Below are 15,784 nucleotides of genomic sequence, written 5' to 3' on the forward strand. Positions count from 1 at the left end.
GGCCGGGCGGCGTCCCGGCGACCTCGCTGTGGGTGGTGCTGCGTACGCTGGTGGGATGGACCTGTTCGACGCGCTGGGCTCGACCGCGCAGGGCACCCCGGCCCCGGCGCCCGGTGCCCCGCTGGCGGTTCGGATGCGCCCGGCGACGCTGGCGGAGGTCGCGGGCCAGGAACACCTGCTGGAACCGGGGTCGCCGCTGCGCCGGCTGGTGGAACCCGGGGATGCCGGTCAGCGACGGGCGGCTCCGTCGTCGGTGGTGCTGTGGGGTCCGCCCGGCACCGGCAAGACGACGCTCGCCTACCTGGTCGCCGCCACCTCGGGCCGCCGGTTCGTGGAGTTGTCAGCGGTGACCGCCGGCGTCAAGGACGTGCGTCAGGTGGTGGAGGACGCCCGGCGGCGGCTGACCGCGGACGGCTCGGAGACCGTGCTGTTCATCGACGAGGTGCACCGCTTCACCAAGGCCCAGCAGGACGCGCTGCTGCCCAGTGTGGAGAACCGTTGGGTCACCCTGGTCGCCGCCACCACGGAGAACCCGAGCTTCTCGGTCAACTCCCCGCTGCTGTCCCGGTCCCTGCTGCTCACCCTGCGCCCGTTGACCACCGAGGACGTGCGCGCCCTGGTCCACCGCGCGGTGGCGGACGAGCGCGGTCTGGCCGGGTCGGTGGAGCTGACCGATGACGCCGAGGAGCACCTGCTCCGACTGGCAGGCGGGGACGCCCGCAAGGCGCTGACCATCCTGGAGGCGGCCGCCGGAGCCGCGTTGGACGAGCCGGGTGCGCCTAGCCCCGCGCCGGTGGACCTGGCGACGATGGAACGGGCGATCGACGTCGCGGCGGTGCGCTACGACCGGGACGGCGACCAGCACTACGACGTGATCAGTGCCTTCATCAAGTCGATCCGTGGGTCGGACGTGGACGCCGCGCTGCACTACCTGGCGCGGATGATCGCCGCAGGGGAGGACCCCCGGTTCATCTCCCGCCGGATCATGATCTCCGCGGCGGAGGACGTCGGGATGGCCGATCCGTCCGCCTTGCAGACCGCGGTCGCCGCGGCGCAGGCGGTGCAGCTGATCGGGATGCCCGAGGCGCAGATCATCCTGGCCGAGGCGGTGGTCCACCTGGCGACCGCCCCGAAGTCCAACCGGTCCTACAACGGGATCAACGCGGCGCTGGCCGACGTCCGGGCCGGGAGGATCGGCACGGTGCCGCTGCACCTGCGCGACGCGCACTACGCCGGCGCGAAGGCCCTGGGCCACGGCAAGGGCTACCAGTACCCGCACGACGACCCGATCGGCATCAGCCCGCAGCGGTACCTGCCGGACGACCTGGCGGGCACCCGGTACTACGAGCCCAGCGACCGGGGCTACGAGCGGCAGGTCACCGAGCGGCTGGGCCGGATCCGTTCGGTGCTGGACCAGGCCACCGACTCGGGCGTGTAGACTCGACCAGTCCTCGCGGCACATTTGTGCCCGCGGACCGCCTGGGGTCTTAGCCGCAGCCCGTACCACTCGCTGCACCACGGTCGACCCCGCGCCCGGTGGAACTCTCCGCCGCGGTGTGCCGTGAACCAAACGACAGGAAGAACCACATGAGCAACGTGACGCGTTCGCGCCGCCAGGTGCGTCTGTCTCGTGCGCTGGGCCTGGCCCTGACGCCGAAGGCAGTCAAGCACTTCGAGAAGCGCCCCTACCCGCCCGGTGAGCACGGCCGTGCCCGTCGTCGGACCGAGTCCGACTACGCCGTCCGTCTGCGGGAGAAGCAGCGTCTGCGCGCCCAGTACGCGCTGCGCGAGAAGCAGATGGTCCGTGCCTACGAGGCCGCCCGCAAGGCCCCGGGCCTGACCGGTGAGGCCTTGGTCGAGGACCTGGAGACCCGCCTGGACGCCCTGGTGCTGCGCGCCGGGTTCGCCCGCACCATCCTGCAGGCCCGCCAGGTCGTGACCCACCGTCACATCCTGGTCGACGGCAAGATCGTGGACCGTCCGTCCTTCCGCGTGAAGGAGGGTCAGACCCTGCAGATCAAGCCGAAGAGCCAGACCACCGTGCCGTTCCAGGTGGCCGCCGCCGGTGCCCACCGTGACGTGCTGCCGGCCGTCCCGGGCTACCTGGACGTCCAGCTGGAGAAGCTCTCCGCGGTGCTGACCCGTCGGCCGAAGCGCGCCGAGGTCCCCGTGACCTGCGACGTGCAGCTGGTCGTCGAGTACTACGCTCGCTGATCGACTGATCCACGCAACGCCCCGTCACGGCCCCCGGTGGTCCGTGTCGGGGCGTTGCTGCATTCACCGGCGGGTAAGGTGCTCGGCGGACGTTCGTCACGAACAGAAGGGTCTTCGATGCTGGGAGACATCGCGGGGCTGATCGCCGCCATCGCCTTCGTGCTGCTGGTCGGCGCGCTGGCCCTGCCGCTGGTGAAGCTGGGTCGGGTGCTGGACGAGGCGCGCACCTCGGTGCGGGAGCTGACCGAGCACACCGTGCCGATCCTGGACGAGGCCGCCACCACGGTGAGCAGCGCCAACACCCAGCTGGAACGGGTCGACACCGTCACCACCGCGGCGGCGAGCGTGTCGCAGAACGTGTCGGCGCTCAGCTCGCTGTTCTCGGCGACGGTCGGCGGACCCATGATCAAGATCGCGGCGTTCTCCTACGGCGTGCGGTCGGCGCTGTCGGGGCTGGCGGGCCGAGGGAAGAAGTCGAGCCGATGAGGCGTCTGGTCTGGGTGGGCGTCGGCGTCGTGGCCACCGTGGCCGTCGCGCACCGACTCGGCCTGATCGACGTCCCGGGTGCCCCGCGCACCACCTCGCGCCCCGCCGATCCGGTGGTGGCCGCCGCACGCGGTCTGTTCGCCGCCGGTCGGACCGCCGGGGGAGTGCAGCAGGCGCTGCGCCAGGCGCGGACCGACTTCCGCACCGGGATGGCCGATCGCGAGGCCGAGCTGCGCGCCGGGTTGCTGGGCGACGCCGACATCGACGCGATCAAGGCCGAGCGCGCGACCGCGAAGCACGACTGGTCGCCGGACGGTGTGACCCCGCCTGCCTGGCACACCGACCCCGACGCCCGTCGTGAGGCGCGAGCAGCTCGTGCCCGCAAGGGCTGGGCCGACAGCCCGACCGACGACCCCGAAGACGACGGCGACGTACCGTACTCGTTCTTCTGAACCATCCCCTCCGCTGCTGTAGAACAACCCGAAGGACATCATGCGCACCGCCGAGATCCGCCAGCGTTGGCTCGACTTCTTCGAGAGCAAGGGCCATGCCGTCGTGCCCTCGGCCCCGCTGATCTCGCCCGACCCGTCCACCCTGTTCGTGATCGCGGGCATGGTGCCGTTCATCCCGTACATGCTCGGCGAGCAGACCGCCCCGTGGCCGCGGGCCACCTCGGTGCAGAAGTGCGTGCGCACGCTGGACATCGAGGAGGTCGGCAAGACCACCCGGCACGGCACGTTCTTCCAGATGAACGGCAACTTCTCCTTCGGCGACTACTTCAAGGCCGAGGCGATCGAGTTCGCCTGGGAGCTGATCACCGGCTCGCAGGCCGACGGCGGTTACGGCTTCGACCCGGACAAGGTCTGGGTCACCGTCTATCACGACGACGACGAGGCGGCCGCGCTCTGGCGTCGGATCGCCGGGCTGCCGGACGAGCGGATCCAGCGCCGCGGCATGCGGGACAACTTCTGGTCCACCGGTGCGCGGGGCCCGGCGGGTCCGTGCTCGGAGATCTACATCGACCGTGGCCCGGAGTACGGCGCCGAGGGCGGTCCGATCGTCGACGAGGACCGGTACCTGGAGATCTGGAACCTGGTCTTCATGCAATACGAGCGGGCCGACGGCGGCACCAAGGACGACTTCCCGCTGCTCGGTGAGCTGAAGCAGAAGAACATCGACACCGGCATGGGCCTGGAGCGGGTCGCGTACCTGATGCAGGGCGTGGACAACCTGTACGAGATCGACCAGGTGTTCCCGGTGATCGGCGCCGCCCAGGAGGTCTCCGGCCGCCGCTACGGCGCGAACCACGACGACGACGTCCGGATGCGGGTGGTCGCCGACCACGTGCGCTCGGGCCTGATGCTGATGAGCGACGGTGTGACCCCGTCCAACGAGGGCCGTGGCTACGTGCTGCGCCGCCTGCTGCGCCGCTCCGTGCGGGCCATGCGCCTGCTCGGCGTGGAGGAGGCGACCCTGCCGACCCTGCTGCCCACCAGCAAGGACGCGATGCGGGACGCCTACCCGGAGCTGGAGACCGACTTCGACCGGATCAGCCGGATCGCCTATGCCGAGGAGGAGTCGTTCCTGCGCACGCTGGCCTCCGGCACCACGATCCTCGACCTGGCGGTCAGCGAGGCCAAGGCGGCGCCCAGCACGCCGACCCCGGTGCTGTCCGGCGACAAGGCGTTCCAGCTGCACGACACCTACGGCTTCCCGATCGACCTGACCCTGGAGATGGCCGCCGAGCAGGGCGTGACCGTCGACGAGACCGCCTTCCGGTCCCTGATGCAGGCGCAGCGCGAGCGGGCCCGGGCCGATGCGCTGGCCAAGCGCTCCGGCCGCGCAGACCTGTCCGCCTACCAGGACCTGCACGCCACCCTGAACAGCTCGGGTGCGAAGCCGGTCGAGTTCGTCGGTTACACCCAGGCGCAGTCCCGGGCCCGGGTGGTCGGCCTGCTGGTCGACGGTCAGCCCGCACCCGCCGCGACCGCCCCGGCCGAGGTCGAGATCGTGCTGGACACCACCCCGTTCTACGCCGAGATGGGCGGTCAGCTCGCCGACCAGGGCACGATCGTGCTCGACGGCGGCGCCACCATCGAGGTGGACGACGTGCAGGCGCCGATCAAGGGCCTGCCGGTGCACCGCGGCCGCCTGATCGACGGCACGGTGACCCTGGACGAGCCGGGCGTGGCCACCATCGACACCACCCGCCGCCTGGCGATCAGCCGCGCGCACACCGCCACGCACCTGGTGCACAAGGCGGTCCGCGAGGCGCTCGGCGACACCGCCACCCAGGCCGGATCCGAGAACGCCCCCAGCCGGGTGCGCTTCGACTTCCGGTCCGGCCAGGCGGTGCCGACCGGGGTACTGGGTGAGATCGAGGCCCGGGTCAACTCCCGTCTGCAGGAGGACCTGGAGGTCACCGACCAGGTGATGCCGATCTCCGAGGCGCGTGCACTCGGTGCGATGGCGCTGTTCGGCGAGAAGTACGGCGACCAGGTGCGTGTGGTCTCGATCGGCGGGGACTGGTCGCGCGAGCTGTGCGGTGGCACCCACGTGCGCCGCTCCGGCGAGCTGGGCCTGGTCACGCTGCTGGGCGAGTCGTCCATCGGTTCCGGTGTCCGCCGGGTCGACGCGCTGGTCGGCGACGGTGCCTACGGTTTCCACGCCACCGAGCACGCACTGGTCGGACAGCTCTCCGGCCTGCTGGGCGCCCGTCCGGACGAACTGCACGACCGGGTGTCGTCGCTGATGTCCCGGCTCAAGGACACCGAGAAGCAGCTCGCCACCATGCGTGCCGCCCAGGTGCTCGCCGCGGCCGGTGCGCTGGCCACGGGCGCCGAGGAGGTCAACGGTGTGCGCGTGGTCACCCACGACGCCGGTGAGGCGTCCGCCGACGACCTGCGCACCCTGGTGCTGGACGTCCGGTCCCGGCTCGGCGAGTCCGCGCCGTCGGTGGTCGCCGTCGGCGGTGTGGCCAAGGGCCGCCCGGTGGTGGTCATCGCGACCAATGCCGCCGCTCGCGGGCAGGGTGTCCGTGCCGGTGCGCTGGTCAAGACCGCGACCGCCGTGCTCGGTGGTGGCGGTGGCGGCAAGGACGATCTGGCGCAGGGCGGTGGTCAGGACGCCGGGAAGCTCGTCGAGGCGCTCTCGGGCGTCCGCGATGCGATCGGTGCGGCCTGACGGTGACAGAGGCAGCGTCCGGTCCGGACGACGACCAGGTCATCCGGGGCGTCCGGCTGGCGGTGGACGTCGGCTCGGTCCGGGTCGGGCTCGCGAGCTCCGACCCGGACGGGCTGATCGCCACGCCGGTGGCGACTCTGGCGCGGGACAACCGCGGCGGCGATCAGATCCCCACGGATCTCTCACAGATCGTCGCTGAGGTGCACGAACGCGGCGCCGCGATCGTCTATGTCGGCCTGCCACGTCATCTTTCCGGCGCGGAAGGCTCGGCATCTGCCGCCGCGCGCGCGTACGCTGGTTCGCTGGCGCAGGCCATCGCACCGGTTCCGGTGCGCATGGTCGATGAGCGGATGAGCACCGTGACCGCACATCAGGCGCTGCACGCGTCCGGAAGATCCGGGCGACGCCATCGCTCCGTGGTCGACCAGGCCGCGGCGGTGGTGATCCTGCAGGCAGCGTTGGACGGTGAGCGCTCACGTGGTCGTCGACCGGGGGAACCGGTGGCGGCGGCGGAGCAGCCCGCCGAGCGGCGCACGGGGGACAGCCAGGATTCCGGACCAGCTGCACCGATCGAAGGGACCACCGAGTGAGCGACCTCTTCCTCGATGCTCCGCACCAGGAGGAGCACGACGAGGCGCCGCAGCCGAGCCGACGCTCGCGTCGCGACGACCGTGTGTCGCAGACCAAGCGGCGCAAGAGCCGGCGTCGCCGGACCGGCATCGTCCTCGTGCTGGTCATCGCCCTGCTCGGTGGCACCGGATTCGTCGTCTGGAGCGTCTTCGGTGACCTGTTCACCGGCACCGGCACCGAGTCCTCGGTGAAGGACTACCCGGGCCCCGGGTCCGGTGAGGCCCAGGTGACCGTGGCCGCCGGCGACTCCGGCCAGGCGATCGGCACCAAGCTGGTCGACCTCGGCGTCGTCGCCACCGTGGGCGCCTTCACCGACGCCTACTCCGCCAACGCGCAGGCCACCTCGATCCAGCCCGGCACCTACGCCGTCAAGCAGCAGATGAAGGCCTCCGACGCGGTCAACGCGCTCCTGGACCAGGCGAACCGAGTCTCCTCCCGGGTCACCATCCCCGAGGGTTACACCGCGGAACAGATCTACCAGCGCATCTACGAGGTCACCACCATCCCGGTGGACGAGCTGACAGCTGCCGCCGCCGACCCGAGCGCGCTGGGCGTGCCGGCCGCGGTCGACAACATCGAGGGCTGGCTGTACCCGGCGACCTACGAGTTCGAGCCGGGATCGTCCGCCACCCAGGTGCTGAGCGGGATGGTCGCCAAGACCGTGCAGGAGCTCACCGCCGCCGGTGTCGCCACCGATCAGATGGAGACCGTGCTGATCAAGGCGTCCATCGTCGAGCGCGAGGGCAAGCTGGACGAGGACCGGCCGAAGATCGCGCGAGTGATCGAGAATCGGCTCGCCATTGACATGCCGCTCCAGATCGATGCGGTGGTCGCCTACGGGCTGGGCATCTCCGGTACCGAGCTGACGAATGCCGACACGAGCGAGGCCCAGCCCCCTTACAACCCGTACAACGTGTACAAAGTGCCCGGGCTACCCCCGACGCCGATCGCTTCTCCGGGGGCGGCCTCGGTCAATGCGGTGCTGAACCCGGCTGCAGGCGACTGGATGTTCTGGGTGACGGTCAACCTCGACACCGGCGAGACCAAATTCGCCACCACTTATGACGAGCACAAGACCTACGTCGCTGAACTGCGGGCGTGGCAGGCAGCACACTCCGAGGGCTGACAACGTTCGATCCTCCCGTGCTTCCGATCAGCCCGTGTCAAGGGACCAAAAGGCATGGCATGAATGCATCTTGCTCCCGTAAGGTCTGCCCGCGACAGGTTTCGTCGGCAGGTTGGGGGCAATGATGACAAGCAGGATCGCAAATACGGTGATGTCGATCGCTGGCGCGGTGGCACTGACGATCGGCGCGGGCGGTGGTGGCGTGAGCGCGGCGGCTCCGACGAACACCGTCGATGGAGTGGCCACCTCCAGAGCGGCCATCATGCCGACCAGCGTCGGAATCATCGACAGCACCTGCACCGGTTCGGTGCTTCGCACAGGGTCCTCGGGCAGGTGTGTTCATATTCTCCAGCTCTCGATCAACAGCCTCTTCAAGACCTACCTCGTGCCGGACGCTCAGTTTGGCGCGGCAACCGAGGGTTGGGTGCGTGGAATCCAGGCGCGCTATGGCCTGACTGTCGACGGCATCGTCGGCGCCAAGACCTGGGCGACGCTGCAATACTGCGAGATGCGTTCGCTGAACGGCCTTCCCTACTGAGCTGCGGGCACGCTGCGGCTGCACAAAGCAGCCGCAGCGTGTGCCTGTCACCGGTGACTAGGCTGAGCTCGTGATGGACCAAGGATTGACGCTGCGGCGCGCAGCGGTGCTGGGTCACCCGATCGGCCACTCGCTGTCGCCGCTGCTGCACCGTGCCGCCTACGCGGCGCTCCGGTTGGACGACTGGCACTACGAGGCCATCGACGTGACCGAGGAGCAGCTGCCCCCGCTGGTGGAGTCGGTGGACGCGGCCTGGGCGGGGCTCAGTGTCACGATGCCGCTGAAGCAGGCGATCATGCCGCTGCTGGACCATGTCGAACCGCTGGCGACGGTGGTCGGTGCGGTGAACACCGTGCTGGTGCAGGGCGGCGGTCGGCGGCCGACGCTGGTCGGCGCGAACACCGATGTCTACGGGATCGTGGCGGCCTTGCGTGAGGGGATGTCCGCCGCGACGCCGGAGCGACCGACCGCGGCGGTGCTCGGTGCGGGGGCGACGGCGTCCTCGACCCTCGCGGCGCTGGCCGAGCTGGGCTGCCCACACCCGACGGTGTACGCGCGGTCGTTGGGTCGCACCGGTGGGCTCGCCCGCGCGGCGCACCGGATGGGGGTGGAGCCGACCTTCCGCCCGTTGACCGAGGCCGTGGCCGGGATGCACGACGCGGATCTGGTGGTGTCCACCCTGCCGCCGGGTGGTGCCGATCTGCTGGCGGCCCAGCTGTCCGGTGCGGGTCGACCGGTGTCCGGGGTGCTGCTGGACGTGGCGTACAGCCCGCGACGGTCTCCGCTGGGAACCGCGTGGGTGCGCGCCGGTGGTGTCACGGTGGACGGGGAACGGATGCTGTTGCACCAGGCGGTGGAGCAGGTCCGCCTGATGACGGGTCGGCCCGGTCCGGTGGCGGCGATGGAGTCGGCGTTGGAGAGCGCTCTCACGGACTGACGCGGTTCACCCCATCGGGGCGCTGGATGGCGCTACGGTAAGCGGCTGACGCATCAGCCAGCCGCGGGCCGACGAAGGGATGACCGCGTGAGCGACCTCTTCCTCGCCGACCCCGAGCAGCGCCAGACCAGCCGTCGGGCTCTCCGTCAGCAGCCGGCGCATGCCAGGTCGAGGTCGCACCGCCGCCGTCGTGGTGGGGTCGTGCTGGCTCTGGTGTTCGCGCTGCTCGCGGGGACCTGCTTCGTGCTGTGGAGCGTGTTCGGCGGGCTGTTCGACCCCGCCGAGCCGACGGCTGACGTGATCGTCGACTATCCCGGACCCGGTTCGGGTCAGGTGCAGGTGACGGTGGCGGCGGGTGACACCGGGGACGCGATCGGTGCCACGCTCACCGAGGCGGGGGTCGTCGCCACGGCACAGGCGTTCAGTGACGCGTACACCGCGAACCCGCAGGCCACCGCGATCCAGCCGGGCACCTATGCGCTGCATCAGCGGATGCGGGCGGCCGACGCGGTGAACGCCCTGCTGGACCAGGGCAACCGGGTGTCCTCTCGGGTGACCATCCCGGAGGGCTACACCGTCGAGCAGGTCTACCAGCGGCTGTACGAGGTGACCACGATCTCGATCGAGGACTACCGGGCGGCGGCCGCCGACCCGGCAGCGCTCGGCGTCCCGGTCCCGGTGGCCAGCGTCGAGGGCTGGCTGTCCCCGGCGACGTACGACGTGGAGCCCGGTGCCGATGCCGTCCAGGTGCTGTCGCAGATGGTGGCGCGCACGGTCTGGGAGCTGAACACCCGGGGGGTGCCGGCCGACCAGATGCAGGACGTACTGACCAAGGCCTCCATCGTCGAACGGGAAGCGCGGCGGGACGAGGACCGGCCGAAGACCGCCCGGGTGATCGAGAACCGGCTCCGCGAAGGGATGATGCTCCAGGTCGACGCCACCACGCTCTACGGGCTGGGCGTCACCGGGCGGGGTCCGACCCGCGCCGAGCTGGACGACGCGAGCAACCCGTACAACACCCACGAGCACCTCGGCCTGCCCCCCACCCCGATCGCCGCGCCCGGCGCCGCCTCGCTGGACGCGGTGCTGTCCCCGACGCCGGGCAACTGGCGCTACTGGGTCACGGTGAACTTCGACACCGGCGAGACCCTGTTCGCGGAGACCTACCCCGAGCAGCTGGAGAACGAGGCCCTGATGGACGAGTGGCTGGCAGCGAACGGCTACTGACCGGGCGGATCGCCGGGTGAGAGTGCCGCCGAGCACTCATCCTCGGCGGCCCGCGTGCCGATGGGTCATCCGGGACGGGTGTGCAGCCCGCTCGGAAGGGAATCGGTCGGTGAAGCAGCTCGGCGAGATCTTGCTGGACGAGGGTCTGGTCACGGAAGCGCAGCTGATGGCGGCGCTGGACGAACAGATGGCCCGCGGTCAGTCGCTGGGTCGCACCCTGGTCGAGATCGGCATCCTCACCGAGGGCCAGCTGGTCGCGGCGCTGGCGCGGCAGGTCGGCATGGCCTTCGTCGACCTGGACGAGTACCCGGTGGACCGGTCGGCGGTCACCATGGTGCCGGCCGCGCTGTGCCGCCGGTACACCGTGCTGCCGGTCGGCTTCCAGGACGGTGCGCTGGTGCTCGCCACCGCCGACCCCGGGAACGTGGTGGCCGTCGACGACGTGCGCACCGTCTCCGGGATGAGCGTGCTGCCGGTCGTCGCCACCTTCGAGAACGTCAACCGGGCGATCGACCGGTACTGCCGCGCCGACGGTGAGATGGAGGACCTGTCCAGCGCCTTCGAGGAGGAGCAGGCGCCGGTCGAGACCGACCTGTCGCGGATCGGCGACATGGTCGACGACGACGCGCCGATCGTCCGCTACGTGAACCTGCTGGTCACCCAGGCGATCTCCGACCGCGCCTCGGACATCCACATCGAGCCCACCGAGCACGACCTGCGGGTGCGCTACCGGATCGACGGCGTGCTGCACGAGATGCAGCGCTCGCCCAAGCAGATCCAGGGCGGGGTGATCTCCCGGGTCAAGATCATGTCGGACATCGACATCGCGGAGCGTCGCAAGCCCCAGGACGGCCGGATGTCGGTCACCCACAACGGTCGCAAGATCGACCTCCGGGTGGCGACGCTGCCCACGGTGTGGGGCGAGAAGATCGTCATGCGCATCCTGGACAACTCGACCGCGTCGCTGGACCTGCGCGACCTGGCGTTCCTGGACCAGAACTTCGAGACCTACCAAGAGGCGTACACCAAGCCCTACGGGATGATCCTGGTGACCGGTCCAACGGGATCGGGCAAGTCGACCACCCTGTACGCGACGCTGAACGCGGTCTCGAAGCCGGAGATCAACGTGATCACCGTGGAGGACCCGGTCGAGTACCGGTTGCCCGGGATCAACCAGGTGCAGGTGAACCCGAAGGCGGGTCTGACGTTCGCCGGGGCGCTGCGCTCGATCCTGCGCTCGGACCCCGATGTGGTGCTGCTCGGTGAGATCCGTGACCACGAGACAGCCCAGATCGCGATCGAAGCGGCGCTCACCGGCCACCTGGTGCTGTCCACCCTGCACACCAACGACGCACCGTCGGCGGTCACCCGGCTGACCGAGATGGGGATCGAGCCGTTCCTGGTCGGGTCGGCGCTGGACGCCATCGTGGCCCAGCGCCTCGCGCGACGGCTGTGCAGCAAGTGCGCCGAGCCCTACACCCCGTCCGAGGACGAGCTGATCGGTGCCCGGTTCCCGTGGATGCCGGGGGAGGAGCGACCCGAGCTGTTCCGTCCGGTCGGCTGTGTGGCCTGCTCGCGCACCGGTTACCGCGGTCGCGTCGCGCTGCACGAGGTGATGCGGGTGACCGAGGAGGTCGAACGGCTCGCCGTCGCCCGCGCCTCCGCCGCCGAGATCGGTGCGCTGGCCCGCCAGCAGGGCATGATCACGCTCCGCGACGACGGCTGGCAGAAGGTCGTCCTCGGTCAGACGTCGGTGGAGGAGATCCTCCGGGTGGTCGCCTGACGGGTGACGCTGCCGGTCATCGCTTCAGTTCGGTGGCTGAGCGTCCGATGGGGTGACGGTGGCCGCGCCCGCGGCCGGTTCGGAGGATGACGTGACCGAGGGCTACCCCGGCGACCAGCAGTGGTCACCGCTCGCACCCCGTGGGCCGCTGGACGCGACCCCGCCGGTGTCGGCACCCCCGGCGACGACACCGTCCGCGCCCGCCCAGTGGGATCCCGCGTCCCCGGGGACGGCTTCGGCGCCCGGCGGCACTCACGCCCCGCTCGGCACTCCCGGCATCGCTCCCGCGGCTCCGGCAGCCCCGGCACGGGCGTCGGCCTTCGCCACCGAACCAGCGCAGCCGCAGACCCGGCAGGTGCCCGCACAGTCCGCCGCGCCTCAGGCTGCCATGCCCGCGGCGCCGAGCGGGCAGCAGCAGATGCCCCACGCGCCGATGCCGCCGTACCCGGGCCAGCAGTACCCGGGTCAGCAGCCGTCGACCGCACCCCAGCAGCGGACCGCCCCCCGCCAGCCCCACGCCACCCAGCCGCCGACCGGTCCCCAGCAGCCGACCGCGCCGCAGTCCGGCGCGCAGCCCTCCACGGTCGCCCAGCCCCAGCGCGCCGGCACCCGTGCCGCGATGCGCTCCCAGGCCCGCGTCGGCATGGGCGAGCAGCGTCGCTCCGAGGACATCGTGCTCGACCAGATCCTGGTCGCCATGGTCGAGGCCGGTGCCTCCGACCTGCACCTGACCGTCGGCGCCCCGCCCACCGTGCGCCTGTCCGGCGAGCTGCGCCCGCTGCCCGGCTTCGACACCCCGCTGGACGGGGAGTCCCTGCGCCGGTCGCTGTTCTCCGTCCTCACCCAGCGGCACCGGGAGAAGTTCGAGCAGGACCTGGAGCTCGACCTGTCCTACTCGGTGCCCGGCCACGCCCGGTTCCGGGTCAACCTCTACCAGCAGCGCGAGTCCATCGGCGCCGCGTTCCGAGTCATCCCCTACGAGATCAAGCCACTGGAACAACTCGGCATGCCCCCGGTGGTGTCCAACTTCGCGGGCCTGCCGCGCGGCATGGTCCTGGTCACCGGCCCGACCGGTTCCGGCAAGTCGACCACCCTGGCCTCGATCATCGACCTGGCGAACCGCACCCGCGCCGAGCACATCATGACCGTCGAGGACCCGATCGAGTTCCTGCACCGGCACAAGAAGGCGCTGATCAACCAGCGCGAGGTCGGCGAGGACACCCACTCCTTCGCCGCCGCGCTCAAGCACGTGCTGCGCCAGGACCCGGACATCATCCTGGTCGGCGAGATGCGTGACCTGGAGACGATCCAGGTCGCACTGACCGCGGCCGAGACCGGGCACCTGGTGTTCGCGACCCTGCACACCCAGGACGCGGCGCAGACGATCGACCGGATCATCGACGTGTTCCCCTCCCACCAGCAGGCGCAGGTGCGGACCCAGCTGGCCGGTGCCCTGCAGGCAGTGGTCAGCCAGTCGCTGTGCAAGCGGGCCGACGCGCCCGGCCGGGTGGTCGCCACCGAGGTGATGGTCGCGACCCCGGCAATCCGCAACCTGATCCGTGAGGGCAAGACACACCAGGTCTACTCCGCGATGCAGGCCGGTGCGCAGCAGGGCATGCACACGATGGACCAGCACCTCGCCGAGCTGGTCAAGATCGGCAAGATCACCTACGAGGTCGGGCTGGAGAAGGCCCACCACGTCGAGGACTACAACCGACTCACCGGGCGGTTCTCCGGCGGCATGCAGGGTGCCGGCAACGCTGCCGCCGCCTTCCCCGGTGACACCTTCGGTCAGGGAGGCATCTGATGTCCGCGGTGAAGACCTTCGAGTACGCCGTCCGGGACAAGTCCGGCAAGGTCGTCAAGGGGCGGATCGACGCCAACGACCAGGCGGCGGTGGCGCGGCGGCTGCGCGCCATGGGTCTGGCACCGGTGTCGGTCTCCGAGGTGCAGACCACCGGCCTGCAGCGGGAGATCAAGATCCCGGGCCTGGGTGACCGGATCGGGCTGAAGGACCTCGCGGTGGCATCCCGTCAGATGGCCACGATGGTCTCCGCCGGTCTGTCGCTGATCCGCACCCTGTCGATCCTCGCCGAACAGACCGAGAACAAGGCACTGGCGAAGGTGCTCGGGCAGGTCCGGACCGACGTCGAGGTCGGGCAGTCGCTGTCGGGCTCGCTGGAGAAGCACCCGGACACCTTCCCGCCGCTGATGATCAACATGGTGCGCGCGGGGGAGACCGGCGGTTTCCTGGAGAAGTCACTGCTGTCGGTGGCGGACAACTTCGAGGCCGAGGTCAAGCTGCGCGGTCAGATCAAGTCCGCGCTGGCCTACCCGGTCGTCGTGCTCTGCGTCGCGATCCTGGCGATGATCGCGATGCTGCTGTTCATCGTGCCGATCTTCGAGGGCATGTTCGACGACCTCGGCGGTTCGTTGCCGGCGCCGACCCAGTTCCTGGTGTGGCTGTCCGGGGTGATGAAGTGGCTGGCGCCGGTGTTGGCGGTCGCGCTGGTGGTCTTCCTCGCCTGGTGGGGCAAGCACAAGAACGACGAGGGCATCCGGCGCCGGATCGACCCGCTCAAGCTCAAGGCGCCGGTGTTCGGGTCGCTGGCCCGGAAGATCGCCGTCTCCCGGTTCACCCGCAATTTCGGCACGATGATCGGAGCCGGTGTCCCGCTGTTGCAGGCACTGGACATCGTGGGGCAGACCAGTGGGAACTGGACAATCGAACTCGCGGTGCGCGACGTCCGCGAATCGGTGCGCCGCGGATCGTCATTGGCCGAGCCTTTGATGCAACACGACGTCTTTCCGTCGATGGTCACCCAGATGATCGCCGTCGGTGAGGACTCCGGCGCGATGGAAACCATGCTGGAGAAGATCTCCGAGTTCTACGACCAGGAGGTCCAGCAGACGACCGAGTCGCTGACCAGCCTCATCGAGCCGCTCATGATCGTGACCGTCGGTGGTCTGGTCGGCGGCATGATCGTGGCCCTCTACATGCCGATGTTCTCCATCTTCGAGCTGATCCAGTAACCCGTAGGGGTGAATCGGCGGTGGCGGCTCAAGTCCCCACCCGTGGCTTCCGATGAGTGAGTTGCGGGGATCGGCCGGACATTCTTCCGAACGCATTGCCTGCCTGTGTACGCATCCTTTTGACAACAGATCGGAATTGTCATGCTCGCCTATGTGCGCAAGGCCATCGAGAAGAAGGAGAACGGCGAGAAGGGCTTCACCCTCGTCGAGCTCCTGGTCGTCGTGATCATCATCGGCATCCTCGCCGCGATCTCGGTGCCGCTGTACCTGAACCAGCAGAACAAGGCGAAGGACTCGGCTGCCAAGGCCGACCTGTCGACCCTGCGGACCAACGTCGCCGTGGTGCTGTCGGAGAACCCGTCGGCCACCGCGGTCACCCTCGCGGGCACCACCACCGTCAAGATCACCCCGACCGTCGCCTCGGGCACCGCGACCCCGGTCGAGATCGCCCTCAGCGACGGCGTGACCTTCGACGCCGGCACCAGCTCGGTCGACATGGGCACTGGCAACTTCAGCCTCGCCGTGAAGTCCGCAACCGGCAAGACCTTCACCACCACGCAGGCGGGCACCATCACCGAGAAGTGATGCACCACCACGAGTAGTCCATCGGGGGCACGCCACACGGCG

Annotated in this window: 14 protein-coding genes; all 14 read left to right on the plus strand. The window is 70.1% G+C overall.

Annotated features, from left to right (window positions below; all coding sequences use genetic code 11):
• Positions 1–55 precede the first annotated feature (55 nt).
• The 14 genes from HGK68_RS07410 (at position 56) to HGK68_RS15945 (ending at position 15,742) form a co-directional block, all read left to right on the plus strand.
• Positions 56–1,438, plus strand: coding sequence for a replication-associated recombination protein A (locus tag HGK68_RS07410; protein WP_169165385.1), 1,383 nt, complete (start codon positions 56–58; stop codon positions 1,436–1,438).
• A gap of 149 nt (positions 1,439–1,587) precedes the next feature.
• Positions 1,588–2,214 (plus strand): 30S ribosomal protein S4, encoded by a 627-nt coding sequence (gene rpsD, locus HGK68_RS07415; protein ID WP_169165386.1) that lies wholly within the window; start codon positions 1,588–1,590, stop codon positions 2,212–2,214.
• A gap of 117 nt (positions 2,215–2,331) precedes the next feature.
• The gene (locus HGK68_RS07420) at positions 2,332–2,700 is read left to right on the plus strand and encodes a DUF948 domain-containing protein (RefSeq protein ID WP_169165387.1); all 369 of its coding nucleotides are present in this window, start codon (positions 2,332–2,334) and stop codon (positions 2,698–2,700) included.
• Positions 2,697–3,152, plus strand: coding sequence for a hypothetical protein (locus HGK68_RS07425; protein ID WP_169165388.1), 456 nt, complete (start codon positions 2,697–2,699; stop codon positions 3,150–3,152). The genes HGK68_RS07420 and HGK68_RS07425 overlap by 4 nt, the downstream gene beginning before the upstream one ends.
• A gap of 40 nt (positions 3,153–3,192) precedes the next feature.
• Entirely contained in the window at positions 3,193–5,883 is a 2,691-nt protein-coding gene (gene alaS, locus HGK68_RS07430; RefSeq protein WP_169165389.1) for an alanine--tRNA ligase, read from the plus strand.
• 62 nt (positions 5,884–5,945) lie between these two features.
• On the plus strand, positions 5,946–6,473 hold the full coding sequence (ruvX, locus tag HGK68_RS07435; RefSeq protein ID WP_246260667.1) for a Holliday junction resolvase RuvX: 528 nt from the start codon (positions 5,946–5,948) through the stop codon (positions 6,471–6,473).
• Complete coding sequence (gene mltG / locus HGK68_RS07440) at positions 6,470–7,639, plus strand: endolytic transglycosylase MltG (RefSeq protein ID WP_169165391.1); 1,170 nt, start codon at positions 6,470–6,472, stop codon at positions 7,637–7,639. The genes ruvX and mltG (HGK68_RS07440) overlap by 4 nt, the downstream gene beginning before the upstream one ends.
• A gap of 151 nt (positions 7,640–7,790) precedes the next feature.
• Positions 7,791–8,177 (plus strand): peptidoglycan-binding domain-containing protein, encoded by a 387-nt coding sequence (locus HGK68_RS07445; RefSeq protein WP_169165392.1) that lies wholly within the window; start codon positions 7,791–7,793, stop codon positions 8,175–8,177.
• A 73-nt stretch (positions 8,178–8,250) separates the two neighbouring features.
• On the plus strand, positions 8,251–9,114 hold the full coding sequence (locus HGK68_RS07450) for a shikimate dehydrogenase (protein WP_169165393.1): 864 nt from the start codon (positions 8,251–8,253) through the stop codon (positions 9,112–9,114).
• Positions 9,115–9,201: 87 nt separating this feature from the next.
• Complete coding sequence (gene mltG / locus HGK68_RS07455) at positions 9,202–10,341, plus strand: endolytic transglycosylase MltG (protein WP_169165394.1); 1,140 nt, start codon at positions 9,202–9,204, stop codon at positions 10,339–10,341.
• Between the two features lie 109 nt (positions 10,342–10,450).
• Entirely contained in the window at positions 10,451–12,124 is a 1,674-nt protein-coding gene (locus HGK68_RS07460) for a GspE/PulE family protein (RefSeq protein WP_169165395.1), read from the plus strand.
• Between the two features lie 418 nt (positions 12,125–12,542).
• A complete protein-coding gene (locus HGK68_RS07465; protein ID WP_246260669.1) occupies positions 12,543–13,931 on the plus strand; it encodes a PilT/PilU family type 4a pilus ATPase in 1,389 nt (462 codons plus the stop codon).
• Positions 13,931–15,157 carry a type II secretion system F family protein gene (locus tag HGK68_RS07470; protein WP_169165396.1) on the plus strand — a complete coding sequence of 409 codons (1,227 nt, stop codon included), beginning with the start codon at positions 13,931–13,933 and terminating at the stop codon, positions 15,155–15,157. Before HGK68_RS07465 ends, HGK68_RS07470 begins: the two co-directional genes overlap by 1 nt.
• A 141-nt stretch (positions 15,158–15,298) precedes the next feature.
• The gene (locus tag HGK68_RS15945) at positions 15,299–15,742 is read left to right on the plus strand and encodes a type IV pilin protein (RefSeq protein ID WP_206155824.1); all 444 of its coding nucleotides are present in this window, start codon (positions 15,299–15,301) and stop codon (positions 15,740–15,742) included.
• Positions 15,743–15,784: the final 42 nt, after the last annotated feature.

This window comes from Cellulomonas taurus (genome assembly GCF_012931845.1).
GTDB lineage: Bacteria > Actinomycetota > Actinomycetes > Actinomycetales > Cellulomonadaceae > Cellulomonas > Cellulomonas taurus.